The sequence below is a fragment of the Streptomyces aurantiogriseus genome, from assembly GCF_014649375.1.
Lineage (GTDB): Bacteria > Actinomycetota > Actinomycetes > Streptomycetales > Streptomycetaceae > Streptomyces > Streptomyces aurantiogriseus.
Genome location: NZ_BMSX01000045.1, coordinates 16,193 through 34,040 on the forward strand (window position 1 = coordinate 16,193; position 17,848 = coordinate 34,040).

The window sequence follows — 17,848 nt, forward strand, 5'->3', positions numbered from 1 at the left end:
TTCGCGCTTTAATAACGCGCGTTACTTCCGTGTGGCAGGGAAGTTACGTCCGTCTTGAGTGGCATGTCAATACCCATGTATGGGCTGCATCAGGCCACCCTCCAGGTGCTGGCAGCCCGCGCCCTTCCGCGAGAGGCAAGCAGTCGCCATGGCCCGACCCCAGGCCCCCAACAGTGTCACCGTCCTCGGCGAGTGCGTCGCCGACGCCTTCACCGACCCCGGTCAGTCCGGCTCCGGCGAACTCGCGCTGCGCGCCCTGCCCGGAGGCGGCCCCGCCAACACCGCCGTCGCCCTTGCCCGGCTCGGCACCCCCACCCGCTTCCTCGGCCGGTTCTCCAGCGACGTCTTCGGCACCCTCTTCCGGGCCCGCCTCAGCGACTCCGGCGTCGACCTGACCGGCAGCGTGACCGCCCCAGAGCCCAGCACACTCGCCGTCGCCGACCTCGATGAGACCGGCCAGGCCACCTACACCTTCTACGCCGACAGCGCCGCCGACTGGCAGTGGACCGACGAGGAACTTGCCGCCACCGGGTTGGACGACGCGGCCTGCCTGCACACCGGCTCCCTGGCACTGATACGCCAACCCGGCGGCAGTCGCATCGAGGACCACCTCGCCCATGCGCGCGAACACGTCACCGTATCGATCGACCCCAACGTCCGTCCTCTGCTCGTCCCGACCTCCGCCTACCGCGAACGGCTTCCCCGTTGGTGCGCCCTCGCCGACATCCTCCGCCTCAGCGAGGACGACCTCGCCCTGCTCCTTCCCGGCGCCAGCCCCGAAGAGGCATGCGACACCTGGCACGCCGCCGGTGTCCGCCTCGTCGTCATCACCCTCGGCGGGCGCGGCGCCCTCGCCTCCCTCGACGGCACCCGCGTCACCGTCCCTGCCCCGGCCGTGGACGTCGTTGACACGATCGGCGCTGGGGACTCCTTCACTGCCGGACTACTGCACCGCCTCGCCGCCTTCGGACACCTCGGCGGCCGACTCGACGTACTGACCCTGGAAGACGTCACCAACGCGTGCATGTTCGCCGCCCGCGTCGCCGCCCTGACGTGCTCCGTCACTGGCGCAAACCCACCGCGGGCGGACAAAACAGCACTGGAGAGCGGCGGCGATCGGTTGACGCCACATTTCTGAACACGCATGCCGTACCCGGTTCCAGACGTACGGCGTTCTCGTCATGGGGTCAAGGAGGAACCCAGCGGGACGGTGGTGACACCCATACAGACGCGGCCTCATCTCAGACCCGACGGTGCTCGGATGCCGAAGACGCGCATGAGGTGAACGGGTCGGCGGTTTCGTGTGCTTCGTCGAGGACCCTGTCGATACGGAGTTGCCGTGGTTGGATGCCGAGGCTGAGGAAGAGGGGCCGCAGCGTGTATTTCGCGAGGGGTGGCCGGCTGGGGTCGAGGGCTGTCTGCTGGGTGACGAACAGGTGAGGGTTGGTGCTGTGGGGCCATCGCGCCGCGCGTTCGCGGAGCCAGTTCGTCAGGAGCTTCATGATGAGCTCGTCGAGGTGAACGGTGTGACTGCCAAATGGCGGCGGACGGTCATACGGCCCTTTGATCGGTTGAGGTCGGCCATCTGCTGGCAAGCGATCTCGGTCGGGCCGAGCGCGTGGATCGCGATCAGGGCGACCACGGCTTTCGCCATCCCGGTCGGCGCTCTGTCGAGCAGGCCGACGAGCCGGTCGGAAGGAATCCTGCGGGGCGCGCTTTCGATGTAAGTGACGGAGACCCCCCGGGCTGGATCACGGAAGATGACACGCTCGCGCTTCAGCGCCCGGAACAAGGACCGCAGGGCACCGGTTACTGCCGCTCGGGGCACGGGGTGTTGTTCGACGTGATCGATGCCGACCGTAAGCTGGAGGCCTGGCTGCGGTGGGTCGGGTTCGTCGCGGCCGCGAAGGGGTGCCCCGGAGCGTCAGGTGCACTCGGTGTTCACGTAGGGCTCCACGCGGCCGACGCTTTCCTTGAGGACGAGGTCGAGCAGTCCGGGGAAGCGCTGGTCCAGATCTTCCTTGCGCAGCGTGTTGATGCGGCGGGTGCCGACGTCGTGCTGCCGGATGAGACCGGCCTCGCGCAGGACGCGGAAGTGGCGGGTGAGTACGGACGCGGTGACGTCCTGCGTGAAGCCGCTGCAGGCCAGGCCGGGGGAGACGGAGAGGGTGACGACGATGGTGAGCCGGGTCTCGTCGGTCAGCGCGCTCATGATCTTGAAGAGGTCGAGGTCGTCCGTGTCGGGGTGGACGAGGGGGGACGAGGTGCGGCTGGCCATGAGGAAAGAATAACCCCTGCCTCATGTTCGCGTCGGCGCGTACATGGGCTACAGTGAAGGCACGGATTGATTCTTCATCCGTCATCCACCGGGTTGCCCATCACCGGTACTACGGCATGCCACGAACGCCTTTGACGGCGCGGCCTGCATCAAGAACGGAGCACACCTCATGACCACAACACAGGCGACCGAGCCGAGGACGGACCGGACCGAAACGGCCGCGGAGGTGGTCGGCCGCCTTCGTGCGACGTTCAACACCGGCGTCACCCGCGGGCTGGACTGGCGCGTCAACCAGTTGCAGCGGCTGCGGGCACTGCTGGTCGAGAACGAGCAGGAGCTGATCGAAGCGCTCTGGGCGGATCTGAGGAAGAACGCCGCCGAGGCGAAGACGCAGGAGATCGACTTCACCGTCGCCGACATCGACGAGGCACTGGCGAATCTCGAGAATTGGCTTCAGCCTCGCCCGGTGGAGGTTCCCGCCCACTTCGGTCCCACGACAACGGCCTACACCACGTACGACCCGCTCGGGGTCGTCCTGGTGATCGCTCCCTGGAATTTCCCGCTGCACCTTCTCATCGACCCCATCATCGGCGCACTGGCCGCCGGGAACACCGTGGTGGCCAAGCCGAGCGAGCTCTCGGTGCACACCTCAGCGGTCGCTTCACGTCTCCTGCGACAGTATTTCGATGCCGATGTGCTCACCGTGGTCGAGGGGGGCGCCGAGGAGACCACGGCCCTGCTGGCACAGCGTTTCGACCACATCTTCTACACGGGCAATGGCGCGGTCGGCCGGATCGTCATGGCCGCGGCAGCCAAGAACCTCACCCCGGTCACGCTCGAACTCGGGGGCAAGTCGCCGGTCTTCGTGGCGCCTGACGCCGACGTGGACGAGACCGCGAAGCGGCTGGTCGGCGCCAAGTTCGGCAACGCGGGGCAGCAGTGCATAGCCCCCGACTACGTTCTGGCCGATCCTGCCACCGCCGCCGCACTGGTCCCCGCCCTGCGCGCGGCGGTCGAAGCCCAGTTCGGCACCACCCCGCAGACCGCAGCCGACTTCGGCCGGATCATCAACGAGCGGCACTTCGACCGGCTCACCCGTCTGCTGGACTCCGGCCGGGCGGCGGTGGGAGGCCAGCACGACCGTGACGACCTGTTCATCGCACCGACCGTGCTCACCGATGTCGACCCCGCATCGCCGGTCATGCAGGAGGAGATCTTCGGTCCGATCCTCGCCGTCGTCGAAGTCGAAGACCTCGATGCCGCCATCGCCTTCATCAACGAACGCGAAAAGCCCCTCGCGCTCTACGCCTTCACCGCTTCCGAGGCCACCAAGTCGCGCCTCGTGAAGGAGACGTCCTCCGGCGGCGTCGCCTGGGGCCAGCCGGTGATGCAACTGCTCATGCCGGGACTGCCTTTCGGTGGCGTCGGCGAAAGCGGCATGGGCCGGTACCACGGCCGGTACTCCCTCGAGACGTTCAGCCACCTCAAGGCCGTCGCGGACGTGCCGCTCAACTAGCCTCGCGCTTTCGTGGAGCAGGCTGTCCGATGGGCGATCGGCCGGCGGAAGTGCCTCAGGCCGGTGAGAATGAGGAGCGCTGAGATCGCTGTTCCCGCCACCGCCAAAAGCGCGTTCCAGGTGAAGCCGTGTATCGGTCCTCTTCGCGGGGGCGCGTCGAGGGAGTCGGTCGCGGCGCGGCCTGCAGACACCGATCTGTACCGACTCCGGCGGCGGCACCCACGACTTCGTCACCTGGCTGACTGCTGATCGTGCGCAAGGAGCGAACGCCCGTACTTCGGCGGGCAGTTGCGCTTGACCGGCGTCGACGCCGACGCCGACGGCATGCGGCTCTCACCGCGTTCGCCGCCAGCACCACCCACACCCCGATCGCGGTCATGGAACCGCGTCACCGTCAGCGGGCCCGCGCCTGCCCGAGGACCGCATCCGCGCCTCCGCCGGGACAGCGTGGACCCCCTGCGTCGCAGACCTTCATCCCGTTTCCCTCCGTATTGCAGAAAGAAACCCATGACTGTCAATATTTCAGAAGTTTCGCCCGTTCCGTCGCTTTTCTCCCCCGTCGCCCTCGGGAAGATCGAGCTCGCCAACCGCATCGTCATGGCACCGATGACCCGGGTCCGGGCCGGCTCCTCCGGCATCCCCGGGGACCTGATGGTCGAGTACTACCGGCAGCGGGCAAGCGTCGGGCTGATCATCACCGAGGGCACCTACCCCGACCACGCGTCGCAGGGGTATGTCGGCGAGCCGGGCATCGCCACCGACGAGCAGGCGGCCGGCTGGCAGCGGGTGTTCGAGGCGGTGCACGCCGAGGGCGGCCGCATCGTCCTGCAGATCATGCACGCCGGCCGCGGCACCCACCCCGACATCAACGGCGGCCGCCGCATCCTCGCCCCCAGCGCGATCGCCATCGACGGCAAGACGTTCACCGAGAAGGGCGAGCAGCCCTACCCCGTACCGGAAGCGATGACCACCGCAGAGATCCGGGCAGCCCTGGAGGACTTCGTCACCGCGGCCCGCCGGGCCATCGAGGCGGGAGCGGACGGCGTGGAAATCCACGGCGCCAACGGCTACCTGCTCCAGGAGTTCCTCTCCCCGGCGGCCAACCAGCGCACCGATGGATACGGCGGCTCGCCGCAGAACCGCGCCCGCTTCGTCATCGAGGTCGTCACGGCGGTCGCCCAGGCCGTCGGTGCCGAGCGGGTCGGGCTGCGGATCTCGCCGGAGGTCGACCTCGGGGACGTCTTCGAGACCGACCGGGACGACGTCCTGGCCACCTACGGCACCCTGGTGGACCAACTGCGCCCGCTGGGCCTGGCCTACCTCTCCGTACTGCACACCGAGCCGGGCGGCGACCTTGTACAGGAGCTGCGGCGGCGCTTCGACGGCAAGCTGATCGTCAACAACGGCCCCTTCGGGGGGCAGACCACCCGCGAGCAGGCGCTCCAGCAGATCGAGGCCGACCACGCCGACGCCGTGGTCGTGGGCCGGGCCCTCATCGCCAACCCCGACCTGGTCGAGCGCTGGCAGGGTGGCCACCCGGAGAACGAGCCGCGGCCGGAACTGTTCTACGGGCCGGGCGCGGAAGGCTACACCGACTACCCCTTCCTCGAAGCGGCTTGAGGCCCACGGTCACGCCTGTCCATGCGGCAGCCCCACTCACACATGGACAGGCGCCCGACCGGCGACACTGTGCCCGCCCCTTTGAGCCCGCGGTCACACCGGCGATCACCGGCTCGAGGACCGTCGGGTCCGTCAGGGCGTTGAGGGTCCGCAGGTTCCTGGTCAGCAGCCTGCGTTCGGTGACCTCGTCGAGCACATCGCTCTCGTGCGTGGCCACGGCGGCGGCCTTCGGCCACAGCTGACGCCTATGACAGTTTTCCGGCGGCGGCCCATCCACCAGGTCCGCCTTCCGTAGGGGAGTCCTTCGCCGATATCCGTCCCCGCTGTACACCGGCGCCCATACCGTCCAGCCCGAACGCTGGGAACGGGGGTGACGAAAGGGGCTGTTGGTGGGGCGGGATCTGGACGGGGTGGTGGACCACTTCACCCTGCCCTGCGACGAGGCGGGCTGGTTACGGAACAAAAGCGGCGCCACCGGGCTGGGCCTCGCCGTCCAGCTGAAATTTTGCGGCGGCGACCTCGGAGGCGGTTCACGAGTTACTTGGCACCTGATTCGCCGCTCGTTAACGGCTCCCCAACCGACGTCACCACTGGTCCAGGGCCCTTCACGCCGGAGGGCCCTGAGCCATGCCCGCAGTGGACAACGGACAGAACGAAACCCCATCCATAATTTGGGCTCGCTGGCCCACCCCGGCTGCAGAGCAGGATCGGGCACGGGGTGGCCAGCATTGGCTCTGGCAGCGTCCACGTCACGCTCGATGCCTTCCACCCGGGCCGTCGGCTGCCCGGGTGACCGCCAAGGGCCGGACCGGTCCTGGTCGCGCCCGTGGTCGGGGCGAGAGGGACCCCCGACCACGCTGACGCTGACGTTCCTCGGCTGGTCAGCCGGTCACCGGGTCAAGCTCGCTCCTCTTGGTGCTCCGAGTCGAGTTCCTGGCGCAGGTCCAGGAAGCAGCGCAGCCGCACGCCCGGCTCACCAGGCTCCCGGGTCGTACGGTCCGCTGGCGCCGCGCCACCGGCCAGGAGTACGAACCCGACCAGGCCGCACTGCAGGCGTCGTACGACTTCCTGGCCGTGGCCGCCTCGAGGGCGGAGTGGGACGACTGCCGCTCGCGGTCGCGGAGTCGGTGCGGGCCCGTGGCGCCGAGATCCTCACCCGCACCCCGTCACGGAGCTGCGCCGCGAGGCCACCGGCGCGACAAGCCACATCGAACCCGCACCCGCCAACGAACCACACTCCCGAGCTGAAAGGCGCTCAAGCGGGGTCGAAGGGGCGGCAGCCCCTGGGATGGGACGGGTAGAGGCGGCGGGGGCGAGAAAAACTCACCACTCCCGCACGCGCCGCGCGGCAGCCCCCCGCGGCTGCTGAAGCTCCCGCCGAACCGGAGGTTCGAACAGGGACCCCGGACTGTCATCGACCGTATGGGGCAGCGGGACATCGGGCCGGTCACCCCGCCAGGCCGGCATCCGCGGTCCCGTTCCCTCCCGCTCCCGACCCACCCGAACCACCGCGTTCCCCCGGTTCCAGTCCCCGTCCCCCAGCACGAGCAACGGATCGAACATCACGACCACACCGGCCAGCACCATGAAGATGACCGGCCCGATCAGCATCGGCAGGAGGATCGACGTGGGCGACTCCCCGCTGAACGTCCCCCCGCTCCCGCCGTGCAGATGGACCCCGACCGCGGCCATCCCCGTGTAGTGCATGCCGGACACCGCGACACCCATGACCAGACTGGCCCCCAGGCTGGTCAGGAAGCCCCGGATCGACACCGCCGCCCACAGCGCGGCGGTCGCGGCGACGATGGCGATGAGCACGGACAGCGCCACGATGGGCGTGTCGTACTGGATGTAGCCGTTGAGCTGGATGGCGGCCATGCCCAGGTAGTGCATGGCGGCCACCCCGAGCCCCGTGACGCCGCCCGCGGCGCACAGCGTGGCGGTGCTCACGCCCCGGTAGCCCACCGCGAAGACGCCGATGCCGACCACGGCGATGGCCACGACGAGGCTCAGGACGGTCAGGCCGACGTCGTAGTGGATCCGGCTCTCCTTCACCCGGAAGCCGATCATCGCGATGAAGTGCATCGTCCAGATGCCGCAGCCGATCGACGCCGCGCCGAGGGCTAGCCAACCGGGCTTCCAGGACTGCTCGTTGAAGACGGACCTGACGACGCAGCGCAGTCCTAACGCCGCGCCCAGGCAGGCCATGATGTAGGCGGCCACCGGGGTGACCGCGCCGTAGCTGAAACCGTCGACCGTGCCTTGCATATGTCAATTCCCCCCGATTCAGGCCAGTTGAGATGGCCGTTGCGGGAGGCAAGTCTGGTCGAGAGGCAGGCCGACGCGCTCCGGTTTTCCAAAGGTTACTGTCGGTACCTGGTTAAACGGTGAACGACTTTGTCTGACTCGATACTGATTCGCCGTCACAATCCTCACCGAGCTTGATAATTCAAGCTCAGGCCAAGGAATTACGCCGCGTCGTTGAGTAACCGGCCGAGGTGTTCCCGCCCGGCCCCCCAGCAACTCCGGCAGCGGCGCGGAGCGTTCCCCGACATCGTCGAGGCGGAATGGGGGACTCAGCTGTGAGAATCCGGATCGAAGAACTGCACCTGATCGGGACCAGTCGGCGCATCCGTTTCGAACCTGGGATGAATGCCATAACTGGCGCCATGAGCGGCGGGAAGACGGCCACGATCAGCTGTCTGCGGGCCCTGCTCGGCGCCGACGTCGGGCTCGGCAGGCACGTCCAAGCAGGGTCGGTACCGGGGCTCCACCCCGTTTCCCAGCCGATTTCATTCGCTCCTCGGGGGCGATGGCGGTCGGATCAGGTGGCCGACCGGCAGTTGGCTCTGGCACGGGGCCGCTCGGTGTGGTCTCAACGGTCGGCTGGACGGATGCCTGCCCGCCCGGGAGGTGCTGTTTCGTTCCCGCCCGCGGCCCCTCTCGACGTGCGTTCCGGGCACCGTATTGGACGCTGACGTGCCCGGAAGGTCGCGCACTCCGTCGTTGAGGGTCGGCCGACGCTCAACGTCGACTACGACGTCACAGCGGACGGTGAGCGTGGCGTGTACGCACGGCTCGAACAGCTTGGCAATACCAGGGCTGTTGCGGGGTTTGGGACAGGTCATTCAGTCGATGTCGCCTGGTCGGTGTCCGGGCTTCGCGCCGTCGCGGGGCTTCGCGTGGCCAGCAGCGCGGCGCGGAGGTCTGCCACTGTATGGGGATCCGAGAGGGAACGGCCGGTCAGTTCCTCGACGCGGCGCAGGCGGTAGCGGACAGTGTTGGGGTGGACGTAGAGGCGTTCCGCCGTGGTCGCGGCGGAGCCGCCGGCGTCGAACCAGTGCTCCAAAGTGCCCAGGAGACGCGTGCGTTCGAGGCCCGGTAGGTCGAGTACGGGCTTCAGGACCACGTTCATCAGGTGAGCGGCCTCCACGGGGGCGGCGGCGACGAGCATGGCGAGGGGATTGTCGTCGAAGCGGGCGACGCCTGGGCTGCCGTCCGGTAGTCCCGCCAGGGCCAGCCGGGCAAAGCGCAGGGCCTGGGGTGTGTCCCGCAGCGAGGAAAAGCGGGGACTGACGCCCACGCGGGCGCCGGCGCGGCGCAGGATGCGCAGGCCGGTGGCCTCCGCCTCCGGTGTGGCGACGGCGATGAGGCCGATCTGCTGATCCGGCAGCAGCCGCCAGGCGGAGGGCAGGTGTGCCTGGCGCAGCGAGGTTTCCACGCCCGACAGAGGCTCCTCGCCGGGGGAGCTTGCCGCCGCCGCGACGACAGAGTAGGGGCCGCGTTCCGGTAGGCCGAGTTCGCGGGCCGCGTCCCACAGTGTGATGCGGTCGGTGATCACACCGGAGAACAGTGCCTCGACCAGTGCTGAGCGACGGGCGCCGCGCTGCACGGCCAGCTCGGCGGTGGTCTCCCGGTGTGCGGCCGCCACCGCCTCGGCATACAGGCCGAACAGGTGCCAGATCTCCGCTGAGCGGTCCACGAGCTGCGCGTCGGGGACCGTGGTGTGGGGGGTGCGTGCCTGGGTGAGGATTTCCGACCACAGGAACTCGAAGCCGATCCGGTACGCGTGCAGGATGTCCGCCAGCGGCATGCCCTGCTCGGCGCGGATCCTGCCGGTCTCCCGGGCGGGCCCGGGATCCGGGGCGCCGGAACGGCGCAGATGCCTCAGGACCAGGTCAGCGTTGGCGGTGCAGGACCGGCGCAGCGAGTCGAACGGGATGAGTGACTCATCCGCGTACGCGGGGACGTCCGCGCGAATGCGTTCCGCGATCCGCTCTCCCAGCTCGGGAAGCTGCTCGTGGATCGCCGCGATCGCGTCTGAAAGGTCCATCATCGCAGCTTAATGTGCCTGTCTTGTTCGCGAGAACAGTTGTGGGCGGGTGATGGTGTCGCGCGGTCCATTGGCGTCGGCGGTGGTTCGAAGCACGATGGCGCCCACGTGAACAGCGGATTTCAACGGTGAGTTCGTGGAGGACGGTCATGGCGAATCTGGCGGAATTTCTGGTGCGGACGGCGGCCCGGCAGCCGGAACGGCCCGCACTGAGGCTGGGGTCGCACATCACCTCCTACACGGAGCTGGACGAACGCAGCGCCCGTGCGGCCGCGCTGCTGCGGGCCGAAGGCGTACGGCCCGGAGACCGGGTCGCCCTGATGCTGCCGAACGTCCCCGAGTTCGTCGTGCTCTACTACGGCGCGCTCCGGGCCGGGGCGATCGTGGTGCCGCTGAACCCGCTGCTGAAGGAGCGGGAGACCGCGTACCACCTCAGCGACTCAGGCGCCGTACTGCTCTTCGAATGGCACCAGGCGCCGGGAGAGGGCATGCAGGGAGCGGCTGCCGCCGGGGTACGGCGCATGGCAGTGGAGCCTTCGTCCTTCGCCGCGCTGCTGGCCGGGCACGAGCCGCTGAGCGAGGTGGCGCGGACGGCGGACGACGACGTGGCTGTCCTGCTGTACACGTCCGGCACCACCGGCAAGCCCAAGGGCGCCGCGCTCACCCACGGCGGACTGCGGCACAACACCGAGGCCAATGAGGTCCACGTCCAGCGGATGACGGCGGACGACGTGGTGGTGGGCTGTCTGCCGCTGTTCCACATCTTCGGCCAGATCTGCACGATGAGCGTGGCCGTCTGCAGCGGCGCCTCGCTCACGCTCATCCCGCGCTTCGATCCGCAGACCGTGCTGGATGCCATCGCCCGCGACCGGGCGACGGTCTTCGGTGGCGTACCGACCATGTACGCGGCCCTGTTGCAGCACCCGACGGACGCGGACGTGTCGACGCTGCGGATGTGCGTCTCCGGCGGCGCCTCCCTGCCGGTGGAGGTGCTGCGTGGCTTCGAGGAGCGCTTCGGCTGCGCGGTGCTGGAGGGCTTCGGCATGTCCGAGACGAGTCCCGTGGTGACGTTCAACCACCTCGACCGGCCCCGCAAGGCCGGCTCGATCGGCACCCCGATCCAGGACGTGGAGGTCCGGCTGCTGGACGACAAGGGCCAGGACATCGCCCCCGGAGCGATCGGCGAGCTGGCCGTACGCGGACCCAACCTGATGAAGGGCTACTGGAACCGCCCCGAGGAGACGGCGATCGCCGTCCCGGACGGCTGGCTGCGCACCGGAGACCTGGCCCGGCGGGACGAGGACGGCTACCTCTACATAGTCGACCGGAAGAAGGACATGATCATCCGCGGCGGCTACAACGTCTACCCGCGCGAGGTCGAGGAGATCCTGCACGAGCACCCGGCCGTCGCCCTCGCCGCGGTGGTGGGTGTACCGCATCAGGAGCTCGGCGAGGAGATCGCGGCCGCGGTGGTCCTGCGTCCGGGTGCCCGGGCCACGGCCGAGGAACTGCGGCAGTACGTCAAGGACCGGATAGCGGCGTACAAGTACCCCCGGACCGTGTGGCTCATGGACACGTTGCCGATGGGGCCGAGCGGCAAGATCCTCAAGCGGCAGATCAGCGCACCGGCGGCGCCGGAGGCGACGGTCTGACGGCGCCGTCACGAGTGACGGTGAGGCACCGTGTACGGGCGCCCCCGGTACTGCGCCGGCTGATTCGTCACTGGTCTGGTTGACCCGTTGACTTGGCCAATCTTGCCAGGCGGCGGCGTTCATGGCGTATGAAGTGGAGGCACCGAAGTACGTCCGCCTCGCTCCACTTCTCGACGCCCCGGACGGCGTTCCGGTGCTGAGCGTCCTCGTCGTCGCGAACGATGATCCGGGCCGGCCGGTCTTCCGAGAAAGCCGCTGATCTATCAGCACTCCGACGAGGAGTGGCAGCGCGATGTGGCGGCCGGGCTCGACGGCATGGTCCGCGCGGAGCGTGCGAAGCACCACAGCGACAGTCGCGCGCACCACAAGCGGAAGCCCACCGGCACCTAGCAGCGCGCTTATGGTGCGCATGTGGTGCGCTCCCCGCCCGCCAGAACAACCCCCGGGTCAATGACCTGGGGGTTCATATTGGAGCGGGTGACGAGAATCGAACTCGCGCTCTCAGCTTGGGAAGCGACGGTGCTTGGGGAGCCTTACGCCGTCTGACCTGCACAGATCCGTTCGGCCGCCGCTGGTGTGGGGGCTTGATGGCCCCGCTGTTGACCGTGGTTGTCCGCTCTGAAGGGCACGCTATGGGCACGGCGCTCCAGGACGGGCGGGTGCCGCGCTGAAGTGGCCACTTTCTGCACGGGGTCGGTCCGTGCCAGGGCCGACTGCGCGGAGCCGTTGCGTGTGCACATGGATGGCTGGCCCCTTCCGCGCCCGAGTCCTGAAGATCACAAAAAGCCTCGGCGGTGATGCTGACTCTGGTCCCCATCGGGAGCAGCCTGGTGCGCAGGCGGCGCCTGCGCGTCAGTCGGCCAGCTGGTTCATCTTGCGGATCTGCTTGTCGAAGACCCCGGCGGGTGCGAGGCGGCGCAGCCGTATCTCTTCCGGCTCTTCCCGGACAAGAAGGCGATCTTCGTCGCCGCTCTGGTGCGGACCATGGAGGACACCCGCCTGGCTTTCGAGAGGGCGGCCGACGGGGTGGAGGGCGGCGAGCGGGCTCTTCAGGCCATGACGACCGCTTACGCGCGGCTGATCTCGACGCGCCCCGAAACGCTCCTGATGCAGATGCAGGGATATGCCGCCGTGGCGCAGGGCGATGACCTGATCGGTGAGGTAGTCCGGGCCGGCTGGATGAGGATCTGGGACACCGTGCACCTGTCGCTGGGCGCTGATGCCGACGAGACCGCAAGCTTCTTCGCCTGCGGCATGCTCGGCAACACACTTACGGCCATCGGGCTTCCCGTGGGTGCCGGGAGGTGAGGGAGTCCTCTGGGCGGCGATGCGTCAGCGCACGCCTGCCGCGTCGAGCAGGGTCGTCACGGTGGGCGCGACGAGCCCGGTCAGGTTGTCGGCCTGAATCCCCGCGCGGGCGCTCGCGCCGTCGAAGACCAGGCTGAGCTGCCGGGCCAGCAGATCGGGATCGCCCGCCCCGCCCTGTTCGGCCTCGGTGCGGAAGAAGGCGGTCAGGTTCGCCTTGACCTGATGGGCGACCCGGCTCGCCGGGTGGCTCTGGTCCTTGAGTTCGACCTGCACGGCCAGGTACCGGCAGCCGTGGAACTCGGGGGCGCCGGACTGTGCTTCCACCTGCGCGAAGACGTGCAGGATCCGCTCGCGGGGTGAACGGTTGTCGTCCGCCGCAGGCAGGAGGGTCGCCACGTAGGCGGAGGAACGCTCCTTCAGGCTTGCTGCCAGGAGTTCGTCCTTGCTCTCGAACAGCTGGTACATGGAGCGCTTCGACACCCCCGCCGCCTTGCACAGCGCCTCGACGCCGATGCTGACGCCGTCTCGGTAGGTGAGCGTGGCCGCCGCCTCCAGCAGCCGCTCCCTGGGGCTCAGTTTCACTTCGGTGGTCATACCGCGAGGTTAACCCGAAGCGGACGAAATAGAAACCGATCGGTTTCCGGAGCCCCCGGGAGAGAGGCTCGGCGACGGCCTGGGGGAAGGGCCGTCGCCGAGCCATGATGGTGTGCGCGCCTGTCGTCCACGGCAGGGCGACACACACCGGGGCCACTCCGAGTAATGGCCCGTCTTGGGTGACCTGCCGTCACGCCGGGACGGCGGTCTTCTCGGGCTTCGTCTCCGCCGGGATGCGGTGCAGTCCCTCGCGGTCGTACCACCCCAGTACGCCGAAGCCGAACAGTGCGGCCGCCACGAGTGCGGCCGCCATCATGACCCAGCCCCGGGTCAGACCCGCGTCGCCCTGGGCGTCGTAGTAGAGGATCGAGCGGATGCCGCCGGTGATCTGCCGCAGCGGCTCGAACTCCGCGAGGAAGCGGTAGAAGCCGGGCAGCGCCTCGATGGGGGTGGTGGCGCCGGCCGTGGGTACCGCCATCCCGATGAAGACCAGCGTGGCCACCAGCATGCCGGGCGTACCGAAGACCGCGAGCGGTCACTGACATGTGCCAGTCCGTCCCGGTGGACATACCCGTCCTCGGGACCTACACGATGACGCTCAAGGCCGGCGGATCGGGTACGCCGGTCAAGGCCAAGGACCTGTACATCGACATGACCGATCTCCAGGCGAAGAAGGGCACCTTCACCAACGTCGACATCGGCGTGGCCACCGGTTCCATGACCAAGGGTCAGGTCAACCCGAAGGACCACGTCGATCCCGACGGCTACGCCCAGCAGGCGGACAAGGTGGAGATCATCGACGCCCGCCAGAAGGTCTGGGCCACGTCAGCCGGGACGTTCGAACTCGCGGGCCTGCACATGAACATCGCGGCCGGCCGCCACGATTGCTTCTGACCGGGTCGTGTCCCGCCTCATGGTGTGAGCGACCTTGCTCGACGCGTTCTGGTGAGCCGCGCGTCGGCCGACCCGCGGGGGACACGGCGCCCGTTCCACCGCGGACTGACCTGCCGTCAGCGCCACTGGCGGCCCCGAGCCGCGTCGTTGTGGCGATGACCCGCGCATTCCGCGTACTTGATCGGCTGCACCACGATGCGGGACGCCACCTCTGACCGCACACCGACCTCCCCTTCCCGCTGACGATTTGGGAACCCCCACATGACGAGTGTCAGCGCACCCGCGCACCCCCACAGTGGCAGCGGCTTCGCCCGCGCCCGCCGGGCTTTCAGGGCCTGGCGGCACACCCGCCCCTTCTGGGCTGGCCTGTTGGTACTCCTGGCCGCCGCGCCGATCATCTACTTCCCGTACTTCAACCTCTCCCTGGGCGCTCTGTCCGTGGCGATGTCCACCACCGCGGGGGCGGGGTCCCTGGTCATCGGCCTGACGCTGATCGTCCTCGGTGGGCTTCTGTGGTTCCAGCCGATCATCAGGTTCTTCGCCGGATGCGTGGCCGTCTTCCTCGGTGTGCTGTCGCTCCCCATCTCGAACTTCGGCGGATTCTTCGTCGGCACGCTGTGCGCGGCCACGGGTGGACTCCTGGCCCTGGCGTGGGGCCCGGTGAACACGCCCGATGACACCGAGGGGCCGTCGGGGAGGGCCGGGGAATGACCGACCAGTCGCCGGACCTCCGCGGCGAGGCCGTGGGACCCCACTACGCGCGGCCGACGAGAGGTCGTCACGCCGTTCCCCGTACGTCCGCGCTGACCCGCCTGCGCCTGCCGCTCGGGAAGGCTCTCGCACTGACTGCGCTGCCGACCGTCCTCGTCCTGGCGAGTCAGCGTCCGCCCGCAGCCGACGCGACTGCCACCGCGGCTCATTCCGCTCCCGAAGAGGCGCCCGCCGGCGGCGTCGACTGTGCCCGCCCCGACGACTCGGCAGTCCCAGCCACGGCACCTCCTGCCACGCCCCCCCACTCCCTCCGCTGCTCCCGGCACGCCCAGTGCCCCCACGAGCGGCGAGCCCGTCGAGCCGTCGGAGCACATGGCCGACGAGGAAACGGGCCTGGTCCCGGCTCCGACGGCCTCACCGAGCCCGACCGCCGCCACTACCGGCCTCGCGGACATCCTCGGTTCCCTCCTCCAGAGCGACACCGAGCAGCAGAGTCCGGCACCCGGCACGAGTCCCTCACCGAGCCTGGGCGCTCCGACGCCGACGCCGACGACCGCGGAACCATCCGACGCGCCACCGGCCGCACCTCACGCGTCACCCACCCCCGGCCATCGGACGACTGAGCCGTCGTCCCGACCGGCGCCCGCCACAGGGGCCTCCCGTACCTGTGACATCAGCGATCTCAAGGCTCCCGAGGACACGAGCGCCGGTCGATTCGCCGCCGAGTCCTGGAACATGAAGGGCAGCCGCCTCGAACTGCGCGACCTCGTCTTCGGCGGCGTGGTGACCGTGGACACGGCCGCCGGGCCCAAGCGGGTGCTCAAGTTCTCCGCGGCCGCCGTGACGATCCGCGACCTGAAGATGGCCGTACCCGACGGCCCGCAGATCCAGCACATCGACGGAGTGCCCGGCTCGACGTCCACACTGCGAGGCGGCCGCATCACCCTGTACGTCGAGAGCCTGACGGGCACCCTCTCCGGCGTCGAAGGCATCCCCCTGCCGCCAGTCCTCCGCCTCCATCTCACGCCCGACACCGTCCCGGAGTGGCTCTACGACACGGTCGGAAACCTCGGTCTCAAGCTCCGACTCGGCTTGGACGACGCCGACATCGACCAGGCCGGTCAGACAGGTGGTGGGCTCGTCATCCCGGGGATCCACGGGTACGGAACGCCCCGGTGAGTCCGGGGATCCGGTTGGGCTTGCATCTTGGAACCGATCGGTTTACCGTGATGGAAACCGATCGGTTTCTCATTCTGTGGAGGCAGTCATGACCGCACTCAAGGGCGCCAACGTCTTCGTCACCGGCGGCAGCCGAGGCATCGGCAAGGCCCTGGTGGAAGAGCTGTACGCGCGCGGTGCCGGCAAGGTCTACGCCACGGCCCGCGACCCGCGCACCGTGACGCACCCCGACGCGGTCCCGGTGGCGCTGGAGGTCACCGACCCGGCCTCCGTGGCGGCCGCCGCCGCGCAGGCGCAAGACGTGACCGTGCTGATCAACAACGCCGGTGCCGTGGTCGGCGCGTCGTTCCTCGACTCCCCGGTCGACGACGTACGCCGGGAGTTCGAGACCAACTTCTACGGCCCGCTCCTTCTCACCCGGGCCTTCGCGCCGGTTATCGAGCGCAACGGCGGCGGCCACCTCCTCAACGTGCACTCCGTGCTCTCCTGGCTGGCCCTCGGCGGCTCCTACAGCGCGTCCAAGGCCGCCCTGTGGTCGCAGACCAACTCCCTGCGCCTGGAGCTGCAGCCGCGCGGCATCACGGTCACCGGACTGCACGTCGGCTACGTCGACACGGACCTGGCGGCGGACGTCGAGGCGCCCAAGTCCGACCCGCGTGACGTCGCCGCACTCGCCCTCGACGGCGTCGAGACGGGCGCGTACGAGGTGCTCGCCGACGACATCTCGCGGCAGGTCAAGGCCGGCCTGGCCGGCGACCTGGCCGGCCTGTACGAGCAGCTGGCGAAGTAACCCCGTTCACCCGAGGAGTCGGCGAGATGCCCAGCCACGAGTCACGTCCCGCGATTCACATTCCGGGAACCACCAGCCACACCATCGCCCCGCGCGCAGGACACCGCAGCGACGAGGGGACCCTGCGTTACCTCAAGGCGGGTACCGGCGCTCCCGTGGTCCTGCTGCACACCGTGCGCACGCAGGCCGAGCACTTCCGCGTCCTCATCCCCCTGATCGCGGACCAGTACACCGTGTATGCGCTCGACCTGCCGGGGATGGGCTACTCCGAGATCGTGCCCGGGGCGTCGTACGACGAGCCGGCCATGCGCGCGGGCGTCAAGCGGCTCCTGACCGAACTCGACCTCCACGACGTTACCCTGGTCGGGGAGTCCATGGGGGCGGTGCTCGCCCTGACCACCGCGGCCGACCTGCCCGAGCGGGTCCGGCGCGTCGTCGCGGTGAACACGTACGACTTCCGCGGCGGGATCGCCCGGTCCAGTCTTCTCGCCCGTGTGGTGGTCAGCGGTGTCCTCACTCCGGGGGTGGGCCCGGTGGTCGCCGGGGTGGAGCCCAAGCCCGTCGTCCGCAGGATCCTGCAGGGCGGGCTGGTCGACAAGGCCGCGCTGCGGGAGGACTACCTCGACGAACTCCTCCAGGTGGGCAGCCGCCCCGGCTACTCGACCGTCGCCCGGGCCGTGTACCAGAGCCTGCCCAGCCTCATCGCCGCCCGCTCGCGCTACTCCGAGGTCAAGGCACCCGTCCACCTCGTCTACGGGGAGAAGGACTGGTCGCGGCCCTCGGACCGGCAGGCCGACAAGGAGCTGCTGCCGGCCGCCGATTTCACGCAGGTGCCGGGAGCAGGCCACTTCATCGCCTTGGAACGGCCCGACCTGCTGGCCGACCTGCTGAACGCGGTGGCGTGACCGCCCCGAGAGCGCCGTAGCCACCCCCGTTAGGGGGTAGTGCGGGACGGGGACCGGGTTCGATCATG

General features: G+C 69.2%; 16 protein-coding genes and 3 pseudogenes. 11 read left to right on the plus strand and 8 right to left on the minus strand.

From position 1 onward, the window contains the following. Window positions 1-148: 148 nt before the first annotated feature. Entirely contained in the window at window positions 149-1,138 is a 990-nt protein-coding gene (locus IE263_RS46630) for a carbohydrate kinase family protein (RefSeq protein WP_189944237.1), read from the plus strand. Window positions 1,139-1,241: 103 nt separating this feature from the next. Here the strand turns inward: IE263_RS46630 and IE263_RS46635 are convergent, their stop codons facing one another. The 3 genes from IE263_RS46635 to IE263_RS46645 all read right to left on the minus strand — a co-directional run bounded on the left by IE263_RS46635 (window position 1,242) and on the right by IE263_RS46645 (window position 2,278). Next, a complete protein-coding gene (locus IE263_RS46635) occupies window positions 1,242-1,502 on the minus strand; it encodes a hypothetical protein (RefSeq protein WP_189944238.1) in 261 nt (86 codons plus the stop codon). After that, complete coding sequence (locus IE263_RS46640) at window positions 1,499-1,792, minus strand: hypothetical protein (RefSeq protein ID WP_189944239.1); 294 nt, start codon at window positions 1,790-1,792, stop codon at window positions 1,499-1,501. The genes IE263_RS46635 and IE263_RS46640 overlap by 4 nt, the downstream gene beginning before the upstream one ends. 132 nt (window positions 1,793-1,924) lie before the next feature. Continuing rightward, on the minus strand, window positions 1,925-2,278 hold the full coding sequence (locus IE263_RS46645; protein ID WP_189944240.1) for an ArsR/SmtB family transcription factor: 354 nt from the start codon (window positions 2,276-2,278) through the stop codon (window positions 1,925-1,927). Between the two features lie 169 nt (window positions 2,279-2,447). On the opposite strand from IE263_RS46645, the gene IE263_RS46650 reads away from it, so the two are divergent. Together IE263_RS46650 and IE263_RS46655 are read left to right on the plus strand one after the other, a co-directional pair. Then, window positions 2,448-3,794, plus strand: a complete 1,347-nt coding sequence (locus tag IE263_RS46650) for an aldehyde dehydrogenase family protein (RefSeq protein WP_189944241.1) — start codon at window positions 2,448-2,450, stop codon at window positions 3,792-3,794. A 507-nt stretch (window positions 3,795-4,301) separates the two neighbouring features. After that, on the plus strand, window positions 4,302-5,414 hold the full coding sequence (locus IE263_RS46655; protein WP_189944242.1) for an alkene reductase: 1,113 nt from the start codon (window positions 4,302-4,304) through the stop codon (window positions 5,412-5,414). Between the two features lie 897 nt (window positions 5,415-6,311). Here the strand turns inward: IE263_RS46655 and IE263_RS49675 are convergent. The 3 genes from IE263_RS49675 to IE263_RS46665 form a co-directional block, all read right to left on the minus strand. Continuing rightward, entirely contained in the window at window positions 6,312-6,467 is a 156-nt protein-coding gene (locus tag IE263_RS49675; protein ID WP_308430830.1) for a DUF6207 family protein, read from the minus strand. A gap of 270 nt (window positions 6,468-6,737) precedes the next feature. Continuing rightward, the gene (locus IE263_RS46660; RefSeq protein ID WP_189944243.1) at window positions 6,738-7,682 is read right to left on the minus strand and encodes an MHYT domain-containing protein; all 945 of its coding nucleotides are present in this window, start codon (window positions 7,680-7,682) and stop codon (window positions 6,738-6,740) included. Window positions 7,683-8,538: 856 nt separating this feature from the next. After that, the gene (locus IE263_RS46665; protein ID WP_189944257.1) at window positions 8,539-9,747 is read right to left on the minus strand and encodes a PucR family transcriptional regulator; all 1,209 of its coding nucleotides are present in this window, start codon (window positions 9,745-9,747) and stop codon (window positions 8,539-8,541) included. Between the two features lie 149 nt (window positions 9,748-9,896). Here IE263_RS46665 and IE263_RS46670 point away from each other — a divergent pair, with 149 nt between their 5' ends. From IE263_RS46670 to IE263_RS46680, 3 genes and pseudogenes are all read left to right on the plus strand, one after another. Further along, on the plus strand, window positions 9,897-11,399 hold the full coding sequence (locus IE263_RS46670) for a long-chain-fatty-acid--CoA ligase (protein WP_189944244.1): 1,503 nt from the start codon (window positions 9,897-9,899) through the stop codon (window positions 11,397-11,399). A 218-nt stretch (window positions 11,400-11,617) separates the two neighbouring features. After that, window positions 11,618-11,789: pseudogene (locus IE263_RS50415) on the plus strand (integrase); the annotation flags it as partial. Between the two features lie 525 nt (window positions 11,790-12,314). Beyond that, a pseudogene (locus IE263_RS46680) lies at window positions 12,315-12,707 on the plus strand (TetR family transcriptional regulator); the annotation flags it as partial. Window positions 12,708-12,731: 24 nt separating this feature from the next. Here the strand turns inward: IE263_RS46680 and IE263_RS46685 are convergent. Further along, window positions 12,732-13,301, minus strand: coding sequence for a TetR/AcrR family transcriptional regulator (locus IE263_RS46685; RefSeq protein ID WP_189944246.1), 570 nt, complete (start codon window positions 13,299-13,301; stop codon window positions 12,732-12,734). 190 nt (window positions 13,302-13,491) lie between these two features. Then, a pseudogene (locus IE263_RS46690) lies at window positions 13,492-13,833 on the minus strand (DUF3533 domain-containing protein); the annotation flags it as partial. 11 nt (window positions 13,834-13,844) lie between these two features. On the opposite strand from IE263_RS46690, the gene IE263_RS46695 reads away from it, so the two are divergent. The 5 genes from IE263_RS46695 to IE263_RS46715 all read left to right on the plus strand — a co-directional run bounded on the left by IE263_RS46695 (window position 13,845) and on the right by IE263_RS46715 (window position 17,780). Further along, window positions 13,845-14,195, plus strand: a complete 351-nt coding sequence (locus IE263_RS46695; protein ID WP_189944247.1) for a DUF6230 family protein — start codon at window positions 13,845-13,847, stop codon at window positions 14,193-14,195. A gap of 261 nt (window positions 14,196-14,456) precedes the next feature. Next, window positions 14,457-14,906, plus strand: a complete 450-nt coding sequence (locus IE263_RS46700; protein WP_189944248.1) for a DUF6114 domain-containing protein — start codon at window positions 14,457-14,459, stop codon at window positions 14,904-14,906. A 735-nt stretch (window positions 14,907-15,641) separates the two neighbouring features. Then, window positions 15,642-16,085, plus strand: a complete 444-nt coding sequence (locus IE263_RS46705; protein ID WP_189944249.1) for a hypothetical protein — start codon at window positions 15,642-15,644, stop codon at window positions 16,083-16,085. Window positions 16,086-16,173: 88 nt separating this feature from the next. Continuing rightward, a complete protein-coding gene (locus IE263_RS46710) occupies window positions 16,174-16,875 on the plus strand; it encodes an SDR family oxidoreductase (RefSeq protein ID WP_189944250.1) in 702 nt (233 codons plus the stop codon). Between the two features lie 26 nt (window positions 16,876-16,901). Next, entirely contained in the window at window positions 16,902-17,780 is an 879-nt protein-coding gene (locus IE263_RS46715; protein ID WP_189944251.1) for an alpha/beta fold hydrolase, read from the plus strand. The last annotated feature ends 68 nt before the right edge of the window (window positions 17,781-17,848 follow it).